The sequence below is a fragment of the Acidimicrobiales bacterium genome, from assembly GCA_035294085.1.
In the GTDB taxonomy this organism is placed as follows: Bacteria; Actinomycetota; Acidimicrobiia; order Acidimicrobiales; family Bog-793; genus DATGLP01.
In genome coordinates, this window is the sequence record DATGLP010000008.1 from 121,670 (window position 1) to 137,399 (window position 15,730).

Annotated in this window: 13 protein-coding genes; 7 read left to right on the forward strand and 6 right to left on the reverse strand. The window is 75.1% G+C overall.

Annotation, left to right across the window (positions count from 1 at the left end; genetic code table 11):
* Positions 1-2: 2 nt before the first annotated feature.
* Genes VKV23_03155 through VKV23_03165 form a run of 3 tightly spaced genes read right to left on the reverse strand, consistent with a single transcriptional unit; the run spans position 3 to position 4,930 of the window.
* Positions 3-716, reverse strand: a complete 714-nt coding sequence (locus VKV23_03155; protein HLI15034.1) for a tetratricopeptide repeat protein — start codon at positions 714-716, stop codon at positions 3-5.
* 53 nt (positions 717-769) lie between these two features.
* Positions 770-4,237, reverse strand: coding sequence for a methionine synthase (gene metH / locus VKV23_03160; protein ID HLI15035.1), 3,468 nt, complete (start codon positions 4,235-4,237; stop codon positions 770-772).
* Positions 4,238-4,279: 42 nt separating this feature from the next.
* A complete protein-coding gene (locus VKV23_03165; protein ID HLI15036.1) occupies positions 4,280-4,930 on the reverse strand; it encodes a hypothetical protein in 651 nt (216 codons plus the stop codon).
* 242 nt (positions 4,931-5,172) lie between these two features.
* Between VKV23_03165 and ilvA the strand changes: the two genes are divergently transcribed.
* On the forward strand, positions 5,173-6,378 hold the full coding sequence (ilvA, locus tag VKV23_03170) for a threonine ammonia-lyase (GenBank protein ID HLI15037.1): 1,206 nt from the start codon (positions 5,173-5,175) through the stop codon (positions 6,376-6,378).
* Positions 6,379-6,461: 83 nt separating this feature from the next.
* Here ilvA and VKV23_03175 read toward each other — a convergent pair whose 3' ends face one another.
* Entirely contained in the window at positions 6,462-7,091 is a 630-nt protein-coding gene (locus VKV23_03175) for a nitroreductase family protein (GenBank protein ID HLI15038.1), read from the reverse strand.
* A 115-nt stretch (positions 7,092-7,206) separates the two neighbouring features.
* On the opposite strand from VKV23_03175, the gene moeB reads away from it, so the two are divergent.
* On the forward strand, positions 7,207-8,379 hold the full coding sequence (moeB, locus tag VKV23_03180; protein HLI15039.1) for a molybdopterin-synthase adenylyltransferase MoeB: 1,173 nt from the start codon (positions 7,207-7,209) through the stop codon (positions 8,377-8,379).
* Between the two features lie 6 nt (positions 8,380-8,385).
* Here moeB and VKV23_03185 read toward each other — a convergent pair whose 3' ends face one another.
* Complete coding sequence (locus VKV23_03185; protein ID HLI15040.1) at positions 8,386-9,552, reverse strand: M20 family metallopeptidase; 1,167 nt, start codon at positions 9,550-9,552, stop codon at positions 8,386-8,388.
* A complete protein-coding gene (locus VKV23_03190) occupies positions 9,549-11,300 on the reverse strand; it encodes a biotin carboxylase N-terminal domain-containing protein (GenBank protein ID HLI15041.1) in 1,752 nt (583 codons plus the stop codon). The genes VKV23_03185 and VKV23_03190 overlap by 4 nt, the downstream gene beginning before the upstream one ends.
* Positions 11,301-11,372: 72 nt before the next feature.
* Between VKV23_03190 and VKV23_03195 the strand changes: the two genes are divergently transcribed.
* From VKV23_03195 to VKV23_03215, 5 genes are read left to right on the forward strand one after another with little or no spacing between them, the layout of a single operon-like run.
* Complete coding sequence (locus tag VKV23_03195; GenBank protein ID HLI15042.1) at positions 11,373-12,143, forward strand: biotin--[acetyl-CoA-carboxylase] ligase; 771 nt, start codon at positions 11,373-11,375, stop codon at positions 12,141-12,143.
* Positions 12,144-12,185: 42 nt separating this feature from the next.
* Positions 12,186-13,217: a dTDP-glucose 4,6-dehydratase gene (gene rfbB, locus VKV23_03200; protein ID HLI15043.1), complete on the forward strand. Its 1,032-nt coding sequence runs from the start codon at positions 12,186-12,188 to the stop codon at positions 13,215-13,217.
* A 6-nt stretch (positions 13,218-13,223) separates the two neighbouring features.
* Positions 13,224-14,090 (forward strand): dTDP-4-dehydrorhamnose reductase, encoded by an 867-nt coding sequence (gene rfbD / locus VKV23_03205; protein ID HLI15044.1) that lies wholly within the window; start codon positions 13,224-13,226, stop codon positions 14,088-14,090.
* Entirely contained in the window at positions 14,087-14,983 is an 897-nt protein-coding gene (locus VKV23_03210; protein ID HLI15045.1) for a glycosyltransferase family 2 protein, read from the forward strand. The genes rfbD and VKV23_03210 overlap by 4 nt, the downstream gene beginning before the upstream one ends.
* Positions 14,984-14,999: 16 nt before the next feature.
* A complete protein-coding gene (locus VKV23_03215) occupies positions 15,000-15,716 on the forward strand; it encodes a hypothetical protein (GenBank protein ID HLI15046.1) in 717 nt (238 codons plus the stop codon).
* Positions 15,717-15,730 lie beyond the last annotated feature (14 nt).

Below are 15,730 nucleotides of genomic sequence, written 5' to 3' on the forward strand. Positions count from 1 at the left end.
ACCTAGAACAGCCGGGAGGCGAGCGCCCGGCGGAAGCGCTCGCGGCGGGGGTCCGCCGGATCGAGGGTCTCGAGGACGTCGAGGTACTCCTGGCGTGCGGCGTCGTCCTCCTTGACGCGCTCGAGCAGGTGCTCGAGGCGCTCGGTGACGTCGGCGCCGGCGCCGTCGCCGGCCCCGGCCGCTCGCAGGCGCGCGAGCGCGGCGATGCGCCGGGTCTCGGCGGTCTCGGGGATGCGCTCGAGGAGCCGCAGCGCCTCGGCGCCCTCGCCGCGCTCGACGAGGAGCTCGGCGAGGGCGCGCACCGCTCCGGCGTGGTCGGGCTCGAGCTCGAGCGCCCGGCGCAGCGAGGCCTCGTCCCCCGCGGCGACGAGCGCGTCGGCCTCGCTCGGCGGCGGTGCGAGGCGGGCGACGAACTCGCGCACGGCGGACTCGGGGAGCGCGCCGATGAAGCCGTCGACGACGCGGCGGTCGCGCAGCGCGTACACCGCCGGGATCGACTGCACCTGGAAGCTCGCGGCGACCTGGGGGTTGTCGTCCACGTTCACCTTCGCGAGCGCGACCGCGCCGCCCGTCTCCTCGACGACGCGCTCGAGGATCGGGCCGAGGGTCCGGCACGGCCCGCACCAGGGCGCCCACAGGTCGACGACGACGGGCCGGCTCTCGGAGGCCGCCATGACGTCGCGCTCGAAGGTTGCGTCGGTGACGTCGATGCTCATCACGACGACCCTACCGTCTCGAGCCGTCCGGCGAGCGGCCCCGGGGCGACGACCTACACGACGAAGTACTTGGCCTGCGGGTGGTGGCAGACGATCGCCAGCGTCGTCTGCTCGGGCTCGAGCTGGAAGCCCTCGCTCACCGACACGCCGATGCGGCCGGCGTCGAGGAGGGACACGACCTTCGCGTTGTCCTCGAGGTCGGGGCACGCCGGGTAGCCGAAGGAGTAGCGGCCGCCGCGGTAGCGCTGGCGGAACAGACCGGCGAGCGTCGGGCCGTCCTCGTCGGCGAAGCCCCACTCCTCGCGGATGCGGCGGTGCCAGTACTCGGCGAGCGCCTCGGTCATCTCGACCGACAGCCCGTGGACCGAGACGTAGTCGACGTAGCGGTTCGCCCGGAACAGCTCCTGGGCGTAGCGGGTCGCCCGCTCGCCCATCGTCACGACGAAGAAGGCGGCGTAGTCGACCTCGCCCGAGTCGGCGGGGCGGAAGAAGTCGGCGATGCAGTAGTGGGGCGCCTGGCGCTGGCGCGGCAGGTGGAAGCGGACGAGCTCGCTCGAGCGCGTCGAGTCGGCGAACACGACGAGGTCGTTGCCCTCGGCGTGGACGGCGAAGTAGCCCCAGGCGACCTGGGGGACGAGGTAGCCGGTCGACCTCGCCTCGTCGAGGCGGCGGCGCAGCTCGGCGCGCACGCGCGTCTTGAACTCGGCGTCGCTCTCCCCTCGCTCGGGCCGGTAGCCCCACTGGTTGCGGAAGAGCGCCGTCTCGTTCAGGTAGGCGGCGACGTCGTCGAGCGCGATCCCCTTGGCGACCCGCGTCCCGAGGAAGGGAGGGGTGAACACCGGGTTGTCGGTGGCCACCTCGCTCGAGCGCTCGGGGAGCGACGCCGGGTCGACGTCGGCGAGCAGCTCGCTGCGCCGCGGCGGGAGCCTGCGTCCGGTGCGCTCGGTCCCGAAGGTCGGGTCGTCGAAGCCGCGCGCCTTGTGCTCCATGATCTGCTCGAGCGTGCGGAGACCCTCGAAGGCGTCCCTGCCGTAGAAGACGCGGCCCTTGTACACGGCGCGCAGGTCTCGCTCCACGTAGCTGCGCGTCAGCGCCGCCCCGCCGAGCAGGACGGGGAGGTCGTGGCGACCCCGGCGATTCATCTCCTCGAGGTTCTCGCGCATGACGAGGGTCGACTTCACGAGCAGGCCGCTCATGCCGATCGCGTCGGCGCCCACCTCGTCCGCCTTGTCGAGCATGTCGGCGATCGGCACCTTGATGCCGAGGTTGTGCACCTCGTAGCCGTTGTTCGTGAGGATGATGTCGACCAGGTTCTTGCCGATGTCGTGGACGTCGCCCTTCACGGTGGCGAGCACGATCCGGCCCCGGCCGCGCTCCGCGGCGCGCGCCATGTGGGGCTCGAGGTGGGCCACCGCGGCCTTCATCGTCTCGGCCGACTGGAGCACGAAGGGCAGCTGCATCTCGCCGGAGGCGAACAGGTCGCCGACGGTCTTCATGCCGGCGAGGAGGATGTCGTTCACGATCGCGAGCGCGTCGAGCCCGCTCGCGAGGGCCTCGTCGAGGTCGGCTTCGAGGCCGTTGCGGTCGCCGTCCACGATGCGCTGGGCGAGCCGGCGCTCCACGGGCCAGCCGCTGCGGTCCTCGGCCGCGGCCGTCGGGCCCGCCACGCCGGCGAAGAGCTCGATGAGCGCGCCGAGGGGGTCGTAGCCGTCTCGGCGCCGGTCGTAGACGAGGTCGAGGCAGACCTCGCGGGCACGCTCGTCGATCCGGTGCAGCGGCAGGATCCTCGCCGCGTGGACGATCGCCGCGTCGAGGCCCGCCTCGACGCACTCGTGGAGGAAGACGGAGTTGAGCACCTGGCGCGCCGCGGGGGAGAGCCCGAAGGAGACGTTGGACAGCCCGATGATCGTGTGGGTGCCGGGGAGCTCGGCCTTGATGCGCCGGATCGCCTCGATCGTCTCGAGCCCGTCGCGCCGGCTCTCCGCCATGCCCGTCGAGAGCGGCAGCGCGAGGGGGTCGAAGAAGAGGTCCTCGGGCTCGAGCCCGTAGCGCCCGAGCGCGAGGTCGTAGATGGCCCGCGCGGCGCGCAGCTTCCACTCGGCGGTGCGGGCCTGGCCCTCCTCGTCGATGCACGTGCACACGACGGCCGCACCGTGCTCGCGCGCGAGCGAGAGGAAGGCGTCGAGACGCGTCCCGGGGCCGCCTCCCTCCTCGAGGTTGACCGAGTTGATGATGCAGCGCCCGCCGAGCCACTCGAGCGCGCTGCGCACGACCGGTGCCTCGGTGGAGTCGATCATGACCGGCACGGAGGACTGGGTGGCGAGGCGGCGGGCGACCTCGCCCATGTCGGCGACGCCGTCGGCGCCCGTGTAGTCGACGCACACGTCGATGACGTGCGCCCCCTCGCGCACCTGGTCGCGTGCCATCGCCGTGGTCGTGTCCCAGTCCCCGGCGAGCATCGCCTCGCGGAAGCGCTTCGAGCCGTTCGCGTTCGTCCGCTCGCCGACGACGAGGACCGACTGGTCCTGCGCGAAGGGGACGAAGCTGTAGAGGGACGAGGCACCCGGCTCGTGGTCGACGTCCCGTCTGGGCGGGACGAGGCCGAAGCAGGCGTCGACGACCGCGGCGAGGTGCTCGGGGCGCGACCCGCAGCAGCCGCCGACGACGCTCACGCCGAGCTCGGCGATGAAGGCGCGCAGGTGCTCGGCGAGCGCCTCGGGCGTGAGGTCGTAGTGCATGCGGCCGTCGACGACCTGGGGCAGGCCGGCGTTCGGCATCGCCGAGAGGGCGGGGCGCGCGTGCCGGGCGAGGTAGCGCAGTGGCTCGTACATCTCGGCGGGACCGGTCGCGCAGTTGATGCCCACGACGTCGGGCCGCATCGCCTCGAGGGCGCAGAGCGCGGCGGCGATCTCGGTGCCGAGGAGCATCCTGCCGGTGAGCTCGACGGTGACCTGGACCTGGAGGGGCACGCGCCTGCCGACGCCGGCCATGGCCCGCCGGCACGCGACGATGGCGGCCTTCGCCGCGAGCACGTCGAAGGAGGTCTCGACGAGCAGGAGGTCCACGCCGCCCTCGAGCAGGCCGCGGGCGAGGACCTCGTAGCCGTCCCGCAGCTCGGCGAAGGGGATCTGCGCGAGGGTCGGGGACTTCGTCCCGGGTCCCATGCTGCCGGCGACGAACCGCCGCCGGTCGGGCGTCGAGTAGCCGTGCGCGACCTCGCGCGCCACCTCGGCTGCTCGACGGGCGAGCTCCTCGGCTCGATGCGCGATGCCGTACTCCGCGAGGACGTGCGGCAGCGCGCCGAAGGAGTTCGTCTCGACGGCGTCGACGCCGACCTCGAGGAAGGAGCGGTGGAGGTCGGCGACGACGTCGGGCCGGGTCGCCACGAGCAGCTCGTTGCAGCCCTCGTAGGCCGCGCCCCCGAAGTCGTCCGGTCCGAGCCCGCGAAGCTGCAGGTTCGTCCCCGTCGCCCCGTCGAAGATGACGGCGCGCTCGCGCAGCAGCTCGAGGTAGCCGGACACGCCCGCCCAGGCTACCGGTGCGGCGCGCGGCGCTCGTACGCCTCAGCGGCCCGCCGCGCTCGGCGAGGGCGCCCGGCAGGCCGGCGCGCCGGCTCGCTGCGCGAGAACCGAGGCGGCGAGGCCGACGCACTGGCGGGCGAGGCTCGCCGGGAAGCGCCAGCGCAGCAGCTGCCGCTCCGTCTCCTCGGGCGCTTCGCCGAGCTCGAGCAGGCTGAGGGCGAGGCGCTCGCCCCGCCGGCGCAGCGCGTCGGCGGGGGAGGCCGCTGCTGCGGCGGCCGCGAGGCGCTCGTGCTCCTCGCGCAGCGCGGCCGGCAGCCGGGCGACGTGGCGGCGCGCGAGGGGCGGCAGACGCCGGCGCACCGCCAGGCGCCCGGCGCCTCGCGGGGCCGCCATGGAGAAGTCGACGGCTCGCGCGACCGTGCGCAGGAACGGGCCGTGGCGGCCGGATCGCTCGCCGAGGCCGAGCGCGCGGGCGGTCTCCGCGACGTCGAGCACGACGCCCTCGGGCCGCCCGTCGAGGTGCGAGGCCATGAGGCGCAGGAACCAGGTCGTCGAGGGTCCGAGCACCGGGAGCCAGAAGCGCGCCACGTAGTCCGAGCGGGGGTCGTGACCGAGCCCGTCGACGACCGCGTCGACGAGCGGCTCCACCCGGATCGTCGCGCCGAAGCTGATCCCCTCGAGGTACGTCGCCATCGCGAACCTCTCTTGTCCTCGCCTGACCTCGCCTGCTCGCCACGATCGCCTCGGCGTCTACCCGCCTGCCTACCGCGCCGGGGCCGCGCTGGGCTCGGCCTCGTGCTCGCCGGCGGTGCCGCCGCTCGAGGCGGGCGGCACGCCGGCGAGGGACCGGCCGGATGCGAGAAGATCGCTCGCACCGATCCGTCGAAAGGGGGACAGGGAGCAGGTCCGCCCCCCGGTCCTGCCCCGCGCAGCCGATGCTCGAGCTCGACGACGTCAAGGCGGCGGCCGCGCGCCTCGCCACGGTGCTGAACCCGACGCCGGCCTCCGCCTCGCCCGCACTGTCGCGCGTCGCCGGCCGGCCGGTCCTCGTGAAGCCGGAGCACCTCCAGCGCACCGGATCGTTCAAGATCCGCGGCGCGTACAACTTCCTGGCCTCCCTCCTCGAGGAGCGGCCCGCGGCCGAGGTCGTCGCCGCCTCGGCGGGCAACCACGCCCAGGGCGTCGCCCTGGCGGCGAGCCTCCTCGGGGTGCAGGCAACCATCTTCATGCCCGAGAACGCCCCGCTGCCGAAGGCCGAGGCGACCCGCGCCTACGGCGCGCGCGTCGTCCACCACGGGGAGTCGGTCGACGACTGCATCGAGCGAGCCCGCGACCACGCGACGGCGACCGGGGCGACCTTCGTCCCGCCCTTCGACGACCTCGCCGTGATCGCCGGCCAGGCGACGATCGGCCTCGAGCTCGTGGCCGAGGCGCCCGAGGCACGCGTCGTGGTCGTCCCCGTGGGCGGTGGCGGCCTCGTGAGCGGGGTCGCGGCGGCGCTCAAGCAGTCGGATCCCTCCGTGCGCGTCGTCGGGGTCGAGGCGGCCGGGGCGGCCTCGATGGCCGCCGCGCTCGCCGCGGGTCGACCGGTCGCTCTCGGCTCCGCCCGCACGATGGCCGACGGCATCGCGGTGCGCTGCGTGTCCGACCTCACCCTCGAGCACGTGCGCCGCTACGTCGACGAGCTCGTGACCGTCGAGGAGGAGGAGATCAGTCGCGCCGTCCTCGTGCTCCTCGAGCGGGCGAAGTGGGTGGTCGAGCCGGCAGGCGCCGCGGCGCTCGCCGCGCTGCTCGCTGGCAAGGTGGACGGCTCGGGGTGCGTGCTCGCCGTCCTCTCGGGCGGCAACATCGACCCGCTCCTGCTCACGCGGATCGTCGAGCACGGGCTCGCGTCGGCCGGGCGCTTCGTCACCCTGCGCGTCGTCCTGCGTGACCGCCCCGGAGCGCTCGCCGCGCTCGCCGGCGCGCTCGGCGCGCTCGGCCTCAACGTCCTGAGCGTCGAGCACCACCGCTCGGGCGCGGCGGTGGGCGTCGACGAGGTGGAGGTCCTCCTCACGGCCGAGACGCGCGATCCCTCCCACCGGGACCAGGTCGTTCCGGTGCTGCGAGCGCAGGGGTTCGCCGCCGAGTCGCTGCGCTGAAGGCCGCGCCGCGCTGCGCCGGGCGGTCGCGGCCGGCCGAGGGGCGGTGCGGTGGGCGCCGGGTCGGGCTCGCCCCGACGGCCTCAGCGGCTGCCGAGCGACGGGCTGGCCGGCGCGGCGGACCACCGGTCGAGGTGGACGCGCCGGCGCGCCGGGGCGCGGCGCGACGGGCGCGCCTCGCCGAGCGCCTCGCCGAGGGCGATCGCCCCGATCGAGCGCCGCCCCGGCGGGACGCCGAGCGCGGCGAGCAGCGCCGCCTCGTCGCCGTGGACCTGGAAGAAGAGCGCGCCGAGGCCGACGTCCGTCGCCGCGAGCAGGACGAGCATCGCCGCGAAGGCGGCGTCGACGAGCCAGTAGGGAACCGGCCAGTCCTCGAGCGCACGCCCCGCGAGCCGTGCGCGCGCCTTGTCCGGCGCCGCGTAGCGGGCGAGGTAGGCGGCGGGGTCGGCGAGCGGGAGGACGATCGCGGGCGCGTCGAGCAGGCCGGCGGCCTGGGGGTCGCCCTCCCGCCAGCTCGCGTCGCTCGCGGCCTGCCAGAAGCGACGGCGGGCCACCGGGTCGACGAGGCAGAGCAGGTCGACGCCGCGGGTGTTGCCCGCCGACGGAGCGGCGAGCCCGGCGCGAAGGACGCGCTCGAGGCGACCCGGGTCGATCGGATCGGGCGAGAACCGGCGCGCCATGCGCCGTCGCCGGAGCACCTCCTCGAGCTCCACCGTCGCACGGTAGCTCGCGCCGCGGCCGGGAATGCTGAGCGCGTTGGTAGTGTTTTAGGTGCCGGCGGAGCGCCGAGGAGCCCCTCGCCGCCGCGCTGGACGGGAAGGAGCGGTCGTGCCGAGCTTCAGAGACTTGCTGGCCGAGGTCAAGCGGGAGATCCGGGAGGTCGACCCGGCCGAGGCCGAGGCGCTGCGGCCCGGGGCGGTCTTCCTCGACGTGCGCGAGGCCGACGAGTACGAGCAGGGCGCCATCCCCGGCGCCGTCCACCTGCCCCGTGGCTTCCTCGAGGTGCAGGTCGAGGGGCGCCTGCCCCACAAGGACAGCCCGATCGTCGTCTACTGCGCCGGCGGCGTGCGCTCGGCGCTCGCGGCGAAGGCCCTCCAGGAGCTCGGCTACCGCGACGTCGTCTCGATGGCCGGCGGGTTCAACCGCTGGAAGGACGAGGGGCGCGAGTGGCTCGTCCCGCGCGTGCTGAACGCCGACCAGCGCAACCGCTACCACCGGCACCTCCTGCTCCCCGAGGTCGGCGAGGCGGGCCAGCAGAAGCTCCTCGAATCGAAGGTCCTCCTCCTCGGGGCGGGCGGGCTCGGCTCCCCGGCCGCGCTCTACCTCGCCGCGGCCGGCGTGGGCACGCTCGGCATCATCGACATGGACGTCGTCGACGCGTCGAACCTCCAGCGGCAGATCCTCCACAACCTGGAGCGCATCGGCGAGCGCAAGGTGGACTCGGCGAAGAAGACGCTCACGGCGCTCAACCCGGACGTCAACGTCGTCACCCACGACGTGCGCCTCGGGGCCGACAACGTCGTGGAGCTCTTCTCCGACTACGACCTCGTCGTCGACGGAACCGACAACTTCCCGACGCGCTACCTCGTCAACGACGCCTCGCTCGTGACCCGCACGCCGGTCGTCCACGGGTCGATCTTCCGCTTCGAGGGCCAGGTCACCGTGTTCGACCCCTACAACGGCCCCTGCTACCGCTGCCTCGTCCCCGAGCCGCCGCCCCCCGAGCTCGCGCCCTCCTGCGCCGAGGCAGGCGTGCTCGGCGTGCTCTGTGGGATCGTCGGCTCGCTCCAGGCCGTCGAGGCGGTGAAGCTGCTGCTCGGCCTCGGCGACCCGCTCGTCGGGCGGCTCCTCGCCTACGACGCCCTCCGCCAGGACTTCCGCACCCTCCGCTACCGCCGGGACCCGGACTGCCCCGCCTGCGGCGAGGCGGCGGGCGAGATCGTGATCGCGGAGTACGACCAGCTCTGCATGCCGCACCCGACGGTGCAGCTCACCTCCTGATCCCCCTCAGGACCGGCGGTAGGCGGCGGCGAGCAGGCGCTCGCGCTCGCGGTCGTCGCTGGCGAGGTCGACCACGGTCCAGGCCATCGCCGTCGCGCCCTCGACGAGGGCTTCGTCGGCGACCGGGGTGACGCAGTGGGCGGCGAAGGCCGCCTGGTGGTTGACGGCCGGGTACGAGTGCAGCCCGAGGGTCGGGTGGATGGCGGGGATGGCGAGCGAGACGTTCGCCATGTCCGTCGAGGCGGCGATCAGCCGCTCGGCCGGCGGGTCGAAGACGCGCCCGAGCGCCTCCGCGTTGCGCCGGTAGAGGGCGCCGATCGCCTCGTCGGGCACGAACTCCGAGTACGGCGGGCTGAGCTGGACGAACTCGACCGACGCACCGGTCGCGAGGGCGCCCGCCTCGAAGCAGCGCCGGACGCGCGCCTCCCAGCCCGCGAGCGCCGCGAGCGTCGACGAGCGCGCGTAGAAGCGGGCCTCGGCGCGCGCCGGGACGACGTTCGGGGCGCCGCCGCCGTAGGTGACGATGCCGTGCACCTGGTCCCCCGGGTTGGCGTGCTGGCGCAGCAGGCCGATCGCCACCTGGGCGATCGTGAGCGCGTCGGCGGCGTTCACCCCGAGCTCGGGGTACGCCGAGGCGTGCGCCTCGCGTCCGTGCATGCGCACCTCGAAGTGGCTGACGGCCCGGCACGGCATCTGCACGAGCTCGGTGGGCCAGGGGTGCACCATCATCGCCGCCTGGATCCCGTCGAAGCCGCCGCGCTCGAGCATGAGGATCTTGCCGCCGCCGCTCTCCTCGGCGGGTGTGCCGAGCACCCGGACGGTGAGGCCGAGCTCGTCGGCGAGCGGCGCGAGCGCGAGGCCGGCGCCGACGGCCGCGGCGGCGATGACGTTGTGGCCGCAGGCGTGGCCGACCTCGGGCAGCGCGTCGTACTCGCAGCAGATCCCGACGGTGAGCGGCCCGCTGCCTGTCGAGGCGACGAAGGCCGTCTCGAGGTCGCACGCGCCGCGCTCGACCTCGAAGCCGCCGCGCTCGAGCTCCTCCGCGCACCAGCGCGAGGCGAGCACCTCCTCGAACGCGAGCTCGGGGTGGGCGTGGATGCGGTGGGAGAGCTCGACGAGGCGCTCGGCGCGTCCGGCGACGCCGGCCGCGCAGGCGGCACGCGGGTCGCTCACGCCAGCACCGCCACGACGTCGCCCGGCCCGAGGGCGTCGCCGACTCGCACGCGCACCTCGGCGATCGTGCCCGCCCGCGGGGAGCGGACGGGGTTCTCCATCTTCATCGCCTCGAGGACGCACACGACGTCGCCGGCCTCGACCTCGTCGCCGGCCGTGACGCCGACGGCGACGATCGTGCCCTGCATCGGCACGGTGATCGCCCGCTCGTCGCCCCCCCCGGCGAGGGCGTGCGGGCGGCGCGGCGTCCTGCCGGCGCTCCGTCCGGCCGCAGCGCCGGGCGGGTGCTCGGGGACCCACAGCCGGACGCGGTAGCGGCGGCCATCGACCTCGGCGTCGACGGTGCGCAGCACGCGGCCGTCCTCCCGGTGCGCCCCCTCGGCGAGCCGGGGCTCCTCGATCCCCGAGAGGTCGACCCGCTCCTCGACGAAGCGCGTGGAGTGCGTGGCGGCGACGAAGTCGGCGTGGCGCAGGATCGCCCGCACGGCGGGGATCGTCGTCGCGACGCCCTCGACGACCATCTCCTCGAGGGCTCGCAGCAGGCGGCGGCGCGCCGCCTCGCGCTCGGGGCCCCACGCGGCGACCTTGGCGATCAGGTTGTCGAAGGCCGGCGACACGGCGTCGCCCGACTCGTAGCCGGCGTCCACCCGCACGAAGGGGCCCGCCGGCGCCGACAGCCGGGTGATCGTGCCGGGCGTCGGGACGAAGGCGCCGTGGCGGGCGTCCTCGGCGTTGATCCGGCACTCGATGGCGTGGCCGCGCCGCTCGATCTCGTCCTGGCTGAACGGCAGCGGCTCGCCCGCCGCGACCGACAGCTGGAGCGCGACGAGGTCGAGCCCCGTGACGAGCTCGGTGACGGGGTGCTCGACCTGGAGGCGGGTGTTCATCTCGAGGAAGTAGAAGGCGGCGCCGTCGAGGAGGAACTCGACGGTCCCCGCGTTCGTGTAGTGGCACGCACGTGCCACCTCGACCGCGGCCGTGCCCATCGCCCGCCGGAGCTCCTCGCTCAGGCCCGGCGCCGGCGCCTCCTCGACGAGCTTCTGGTGGCGCCGCTGCGAGGAGCAGTCCCGCTCGCCGAGCCACACGAGGTTGCCGTGGTGGTCGCCGAGTACCTGCACCTCGACGTGGCGCGGCCACGCGAGGTAGCGCTCGAGGTAGACCTCCGGGCGTCCGAAGGACGCGGCGGCCTCGCGCCGTGCCGACTCGAGGGCGCCGGCAGCCTCTGCCGGGGAGGCGACCACCTTCATGCCGCGCCCGCCGCCGCCGTAGGAGGCCTTGATGGCGACGGGCCAGCCGTGGTGCTCCCCGAACTCGACGACCTCCTCGGGCCGCTCGACGGGCTCGGTGCTGCCGGGCACGCTCGCGACGCCGGCTGCCTGGGCGGCGAGGCGCGCCCGCAGCTTGGAGCCCATCGTCTCGATGGCCTCCGGAGGCGGCCCGACGAAGACCGCGCCCGCCGCCGCGACCGCCTCCGCGAAGGCGGCGTTCTCCGAGAGGAAGCCGTAGCCGGGGTGGACCGCCTCGGCGCCGGAGCGCTTGCAGACCTCGAGGAGGGCGTCGATGTTGAGGTACGTCTGCGCGACCGTCTGACCCTCGAGCGGGTACGCCTCGTCGGCGACGCGCACGTGGTAGGCGTCGCGGTCGTCCTCGGCGTAGACGGCCACCGAGCGGATGCCGAGCTCGCGGCAGGTGCGCGCGACGCGCACGGCGATCTCGCCTCGGTTGGCGATGAGGACTGTCCCGAACACGCGCCCCTCTCACGGCCTATCGTTCGCCCACCAGGGCTCCACCGGGTGCTGGCGAGAGGCTAGTTCCGAGCGATGCGCTTCACGAGTGTCGTCCGTCTCGCCGAGGTCGACTCGACGAACCGGGTCGCCCTCGCCGAGGCGCGCCGCGGCGCCCCGGAGGGCCTCGTCGTCGTCGCCGACCACCAGCACGCCGGGCGCGGCCGGCGCGGGCGCCGGTGGGTGAGCCCACCGGGGGCCTCCCTCCTGTGCTCGGTGCTGTTCCGCCCGCCGCTTCGTCGCGAGGAGCTCCACCTCGTCCCGAGCGCCCTCTCGCTGGCCGCGCTCGACGCCGTCGAGGCGACGAGCGGCCTGCGAGCCTCGCTCAAGTGGCCGAACGACCTCGTCGCCGGTCCTCGCAAGCTCGGCGGCGCCCTCGCCGAGCTCGCCGAGGGCGTGCCCGTCGCCGTCGTCGTCGGGATCGGCGTCAACCTCGCCTGGCCAGCCGGCTGGCCGCCGTCGGGCGGGGAGCTCGCGCGCGAGCTGGCCGGCGCCACGACGCTCGAGGCCGAGACGGGCCGGGCCGTGGCGCCCGGCACGCTCCTCGACGCGCTCCTCGCGGCCCTCGAGCGCCGCTACGAGACCCTGCTCGCGCCGCAGGGCGTGGCGGCGACGGCGGCGGCCTACGAAGCAGCGTGCGCGACGCTCGGCCAGCGCGTGCGCGTCGAGCTCGAGGGGGAGGTGCTCCTCGGTCGGGCGGTCCGCCTCGCGCCGGACGGGCGCCTCGTCGTGGCGCTCGAGGGCGGCGGCGAGCGCCGCCTCGAGGTGGGCGACGTCGTCCACCTCGGCCGGGCCGAGCCCGACTGAGCGGGTCCGCCGCAGCGGCGGGAGCAGTTACCCTTTCCGGCCGTGCGCGTCCTCGTCACCGGCGGTGCCGGGTTCATCGGCTCGAACTTCGTCCGCTACCTCGTCGCGGCGCACCCCGAGGACGACGTCGTCGTCCTCGACGCCTTGACCTACGCCGGCAACCGGGCGAACCTCGCGCCCCTCGAGGCGGAGGGGAGGGTTCGCTTCGTGCGGGGCGACATCGCCAACGAGGAGCTCGTCGAGCACCTGCTGCGGGAGTGGGCGATCAGCCACGTCGTCAACTTCGCCGCCGAGTCCCACAACAGCCTGGCGGTGCTCGACCCGGCGCGCTTCTTCCGGACGAACGTGCTCGGCACCCAGGCGCTGTGCGAGGCGGCCCGGCGCGTCGGCGTGGAGCGCCTCCACCACGTCTCGACGTGCGAGGTCTACGGCGACCTGCCCCTCGACAGCGACGAGTCCTTCACCGAGGCCTCGCCCTACCGGCCGCGCACCCCCTACAACGCCTCGAAGGCCGCCTCCGACCACGTCGTGCGCTCGTACGCCGAGACCTTCGGCCTCGAGGTGACGATCACGAACTGCTGCAACAACTACGGCCCCTACCAGTTCCCGGAGAAGCTGATCCCCCTCTTCACGACGCGCGCGCTCGCGGGGGAGCCGCTGCCGCTGTACGCCTCGACCGAGAACCGCCGCGAGTGGCTGCACGTCGAGGACCACTGCCGGGCCGTCGACCTCGTGCTGCGCCACGGGAGGGCCGGGGAGACGTACCACGTCGGCTCGGGGCGCGAGGCGACCATCACGGAGATCGCCGACGCCATCCTCGAGGCGACCGGCCGACCCGCGTCGCTGAAGACGATCGTGCCCGACCGCCCCGGCCACGACCGGCGCTACCTCCTCGACTCGACGAAGATCCGCTCGCAGCTCGGCTGGAAGCCCGAGGTCGACTTCGAGCAGGGGCTCGAGGCGACGGTCGCCTGGTACCGGGACAACGAGGCGTGGTGGCGCCCGCTCCTCGGGCGCTCGCCGGTCGCCGAGGAGGCCTGGGGTGCCGTCGCGCCCTCCCGGCGGGCCCCCTGAGCGCCGATGCGGGTCCTCGTCACCGGCGCGGGGGGCCAGCTCGGGCGCGAGGTCGTCGCCGAGCTCGCGCGGCGGGCAGCGGCTCGCCGCCGTGGCCCGGCCCTCGAGGTCGTGGCGCCGACCCGCGCCGAGCTCGACGTCGCGCAGCGCTCGGCCGTGCTCGCGGCGATCGTCACCCTCGAGCCCGACGTCATCGTGCACGCCGCCGCCTTCACCGCCGTCGACCGCTGCGAGCAGGAGGTCGAGCGCGCCCTCGCCGTGAACGCCCTCGGGACGCGCCACGTCGCCGAGGCGGCCCGCCTCGTCGGCGCCCACGTCTGCTACGTCTCCACGGACTACGTCTTCGACGGGACGAAGCCGACGCCCTACGACGAGTGGGACGAGCCGAACCCCCTCTCGGTCTACGGTCGGTCCAAGCTCGGCGGCGAGCGCGGGCTCGACCCCTCGGCGACGGTGGTCCGCACCGCCTGGGTCTGCAGCGCCCACGGGACGAACATGGTGCGAACCCTGCTCCGCCTCGCCGCCGACGAGGGCGAGCTCCGCTTCGTCGACGACCAGCGCGGCTCGCCGACCGTCGCGGCGGACCTCGCGCCCAAGCTCGTCGACCTCGCGCTCGAGCGACGCCCCGGCGTCTTCCACGTGACGAACCAGGGGGAGACCACCTGGTACGGCTTCGCTCGCGCCGTGCTCGGCTTCCTCGGCGCCGACCCCGGGCGCGTCGTGCCCATCTCGACGGCCGAGCTCGTGCCGCCGCGCCCGGCGCCCCGGCCCGCGAACTCGGTGCTCGACAACGCCGCGCTGCGCCTGGCCGGCGACGGCCTCCTGCCGCACTGGGAGGAGTCGACCCGCCGCCTCGTCGCCGCGCTCGCATGAGCGCGGGGATCGGCGCCGTCGTCGTCAACCGGGACGCCGGCTCGGCGCTCGTCGCCTGCGTGGACAGCCTGCGGCGGGCCGGGGTCGAGGAGGTCGTCGTCGTGGACAACGCCTCGAGCGACGGCTCCCTCGAGGCGCTCGCGCGCCGGGACCGGGCGGCGACGATCGTGGCGGCCGGCCGCAACCTCGGCTACGGGCGCGCCGCCAACCTCGGGGTGGCGCGCCTGGGCGCCGGGCTCGTCCTCGTGTGCAACCCCGATCTCGTCGTCGACCCCGGCGCGCCCGGCGCGCTCGCCGGCGCCATCGAGGCCGACCCAGCCGTCGGCGTCGCCGGTCCGCTCGTCCTGCGCCCGGACGGCGTGCCCTACCCCTCGGCGCGGGCGTTCCCCTCGCTCGTCGAGGCGGCCGGCCACGCCCTCCTCGGCCCGCTGTGGCCGTCGAACCCCTGGAGCCGCCGCTACCGCCTCGACCTGGCGCGCGAGCGCGGTGCGCTCGACGCAGGGCCCGTGCCCGTCGACTGGGTCTCGGGCGCGTGCGCCCTCTTCCGGCGCGAGGCCTTCGACGCCGTCGGCGGCTTCGACGAGGGCTACTTCATGTACGTCGAGGATCTCGACCTGTGCTGGCGGCTGCGGCGCGCCGGCTGGGAGGCGCGCTACGTCCCCGCGGCGAGGGTCGTGCACCACGGAGGTCTCTCCAGCGCGCGCCACCCCTACCGGATGCTCGTCGCCCACCACCGGTCGACGTGGCGCTTCGCCCGCAGGTCCTCGTCGGGGCTGCAGCGCCTCGTGCTGCCCGCCGTCGCGGCCGGCCTCGCGGCGCGCCTCGGCGTGAGCCTGGCGGGCGAGCTGGGCGCGCGGGCGCGCCGGGCGCTCGCGGCGGGCCGGCCCGCTTGAGTAAGCTCGGCGAGCCATGGCACGGGGGTCGTTCAGCCGCACCGTGGCGCGCGCGGCGGCGAGCGGCGGGAGCCGCACCTACCGTGCCCGGCCGCCGACCGCCTGGTACCTGCTCCTCTTCGTGATCTGCGCGGCCGGCGTCGCCCTCATCGTCTACAGCCGCAACGAGCGGCTGCACCCGGCCTCGGCCGTCCGCCACCAGCTCGGGCCGAGCGCCAGCGACACCTGGCACGTCGCCTTCGCCGTGGACGTGTGCGGCCGACTCCAGCCGAACCTCCCGGTCAACCCGAACCTCGCGAGCACGGGCCTCCGCACCTACGGCGACGGCCTCATCGACGTCGCCCCCGGCGCGGCGCCGAACCCCGCCGCCTTCGAGGGCGCGCTCGCCACGCTCGGCAACTTCGCCGACCACTACCCGGGCTTCACCCTCACGGCCACGAGCCTGAAGCTCCCGGGCGCGAAGACCACCTACCGCAACGGCACGAGCTGCCCGGCGAGCGCGACGACCCCGAGGGGGCCCGGCGTCCTGCAGGCGAAGGTGTGGCCCTCGACCGACCTGTCGGGCGCGCGCGTCGAGACGGACCCGGCCTCGATCCACCTCGGCAACGGCATGATGATCACCCTCGCCTTCGTGCCGAGGGGCGCGCCCATCCCCCCGCCGCCCTCGCGCGCCACGCTCGCCCAGGCGCTCGGCGCCACCCTGGCGCCGAGCACGAGCACGCCGCGGCGATGACCCCGGAGCCGTCC

Coding starts and splice junctions, on each gene's coding strand:
- VKV23_03155 (HLI15034.1), bottom strand. CDS start 716: ATGAGCATCGACGTCACCGACGCAACCTTCGAGCGCGACGTCATGGCG.
- VKV23_03165 (HLI15036.1), bottom strand. CDS start 4,930: ATGGCGACGTACCTCGAGGGGATCAGCTTCGGCGCGACGATCCGGGTG.
- ilvA (HLI15037.1), top strand. CDS start 5,173: ATGCTCGAGCTCGACGACGTCAAGGCGGCGGCCGCGCGCCTCGCCACG.
- VKV23_03195 (HLI15042.1), top strand. CDS start 11,373: ATGCGCTTCACGAGTGTCGTCCGTCTCGCCGAGGTCGACTCGACGAAC.
- rfbD (HLI15044.1), top strand. CDS start 13,224: ATGCGGGTCCTCGTCACCGGCGCGGGGGGCCAGCTCGGGCGCGAGGTC.
- VKV23_03210 (HLI15045.1), top strand. CDS start 14,087: ATGAGCGCGGGGATCGGCGCCGTCGTCGTCAACCGGGACGCCGGCTCG.
- VKV23_03215 (HLI15046.1), top strand. CDS start 15,000: ATGGCACGGGGGTCGTTCAGCCGCACCGTGGCGCGCGCGGCGGCGAGC.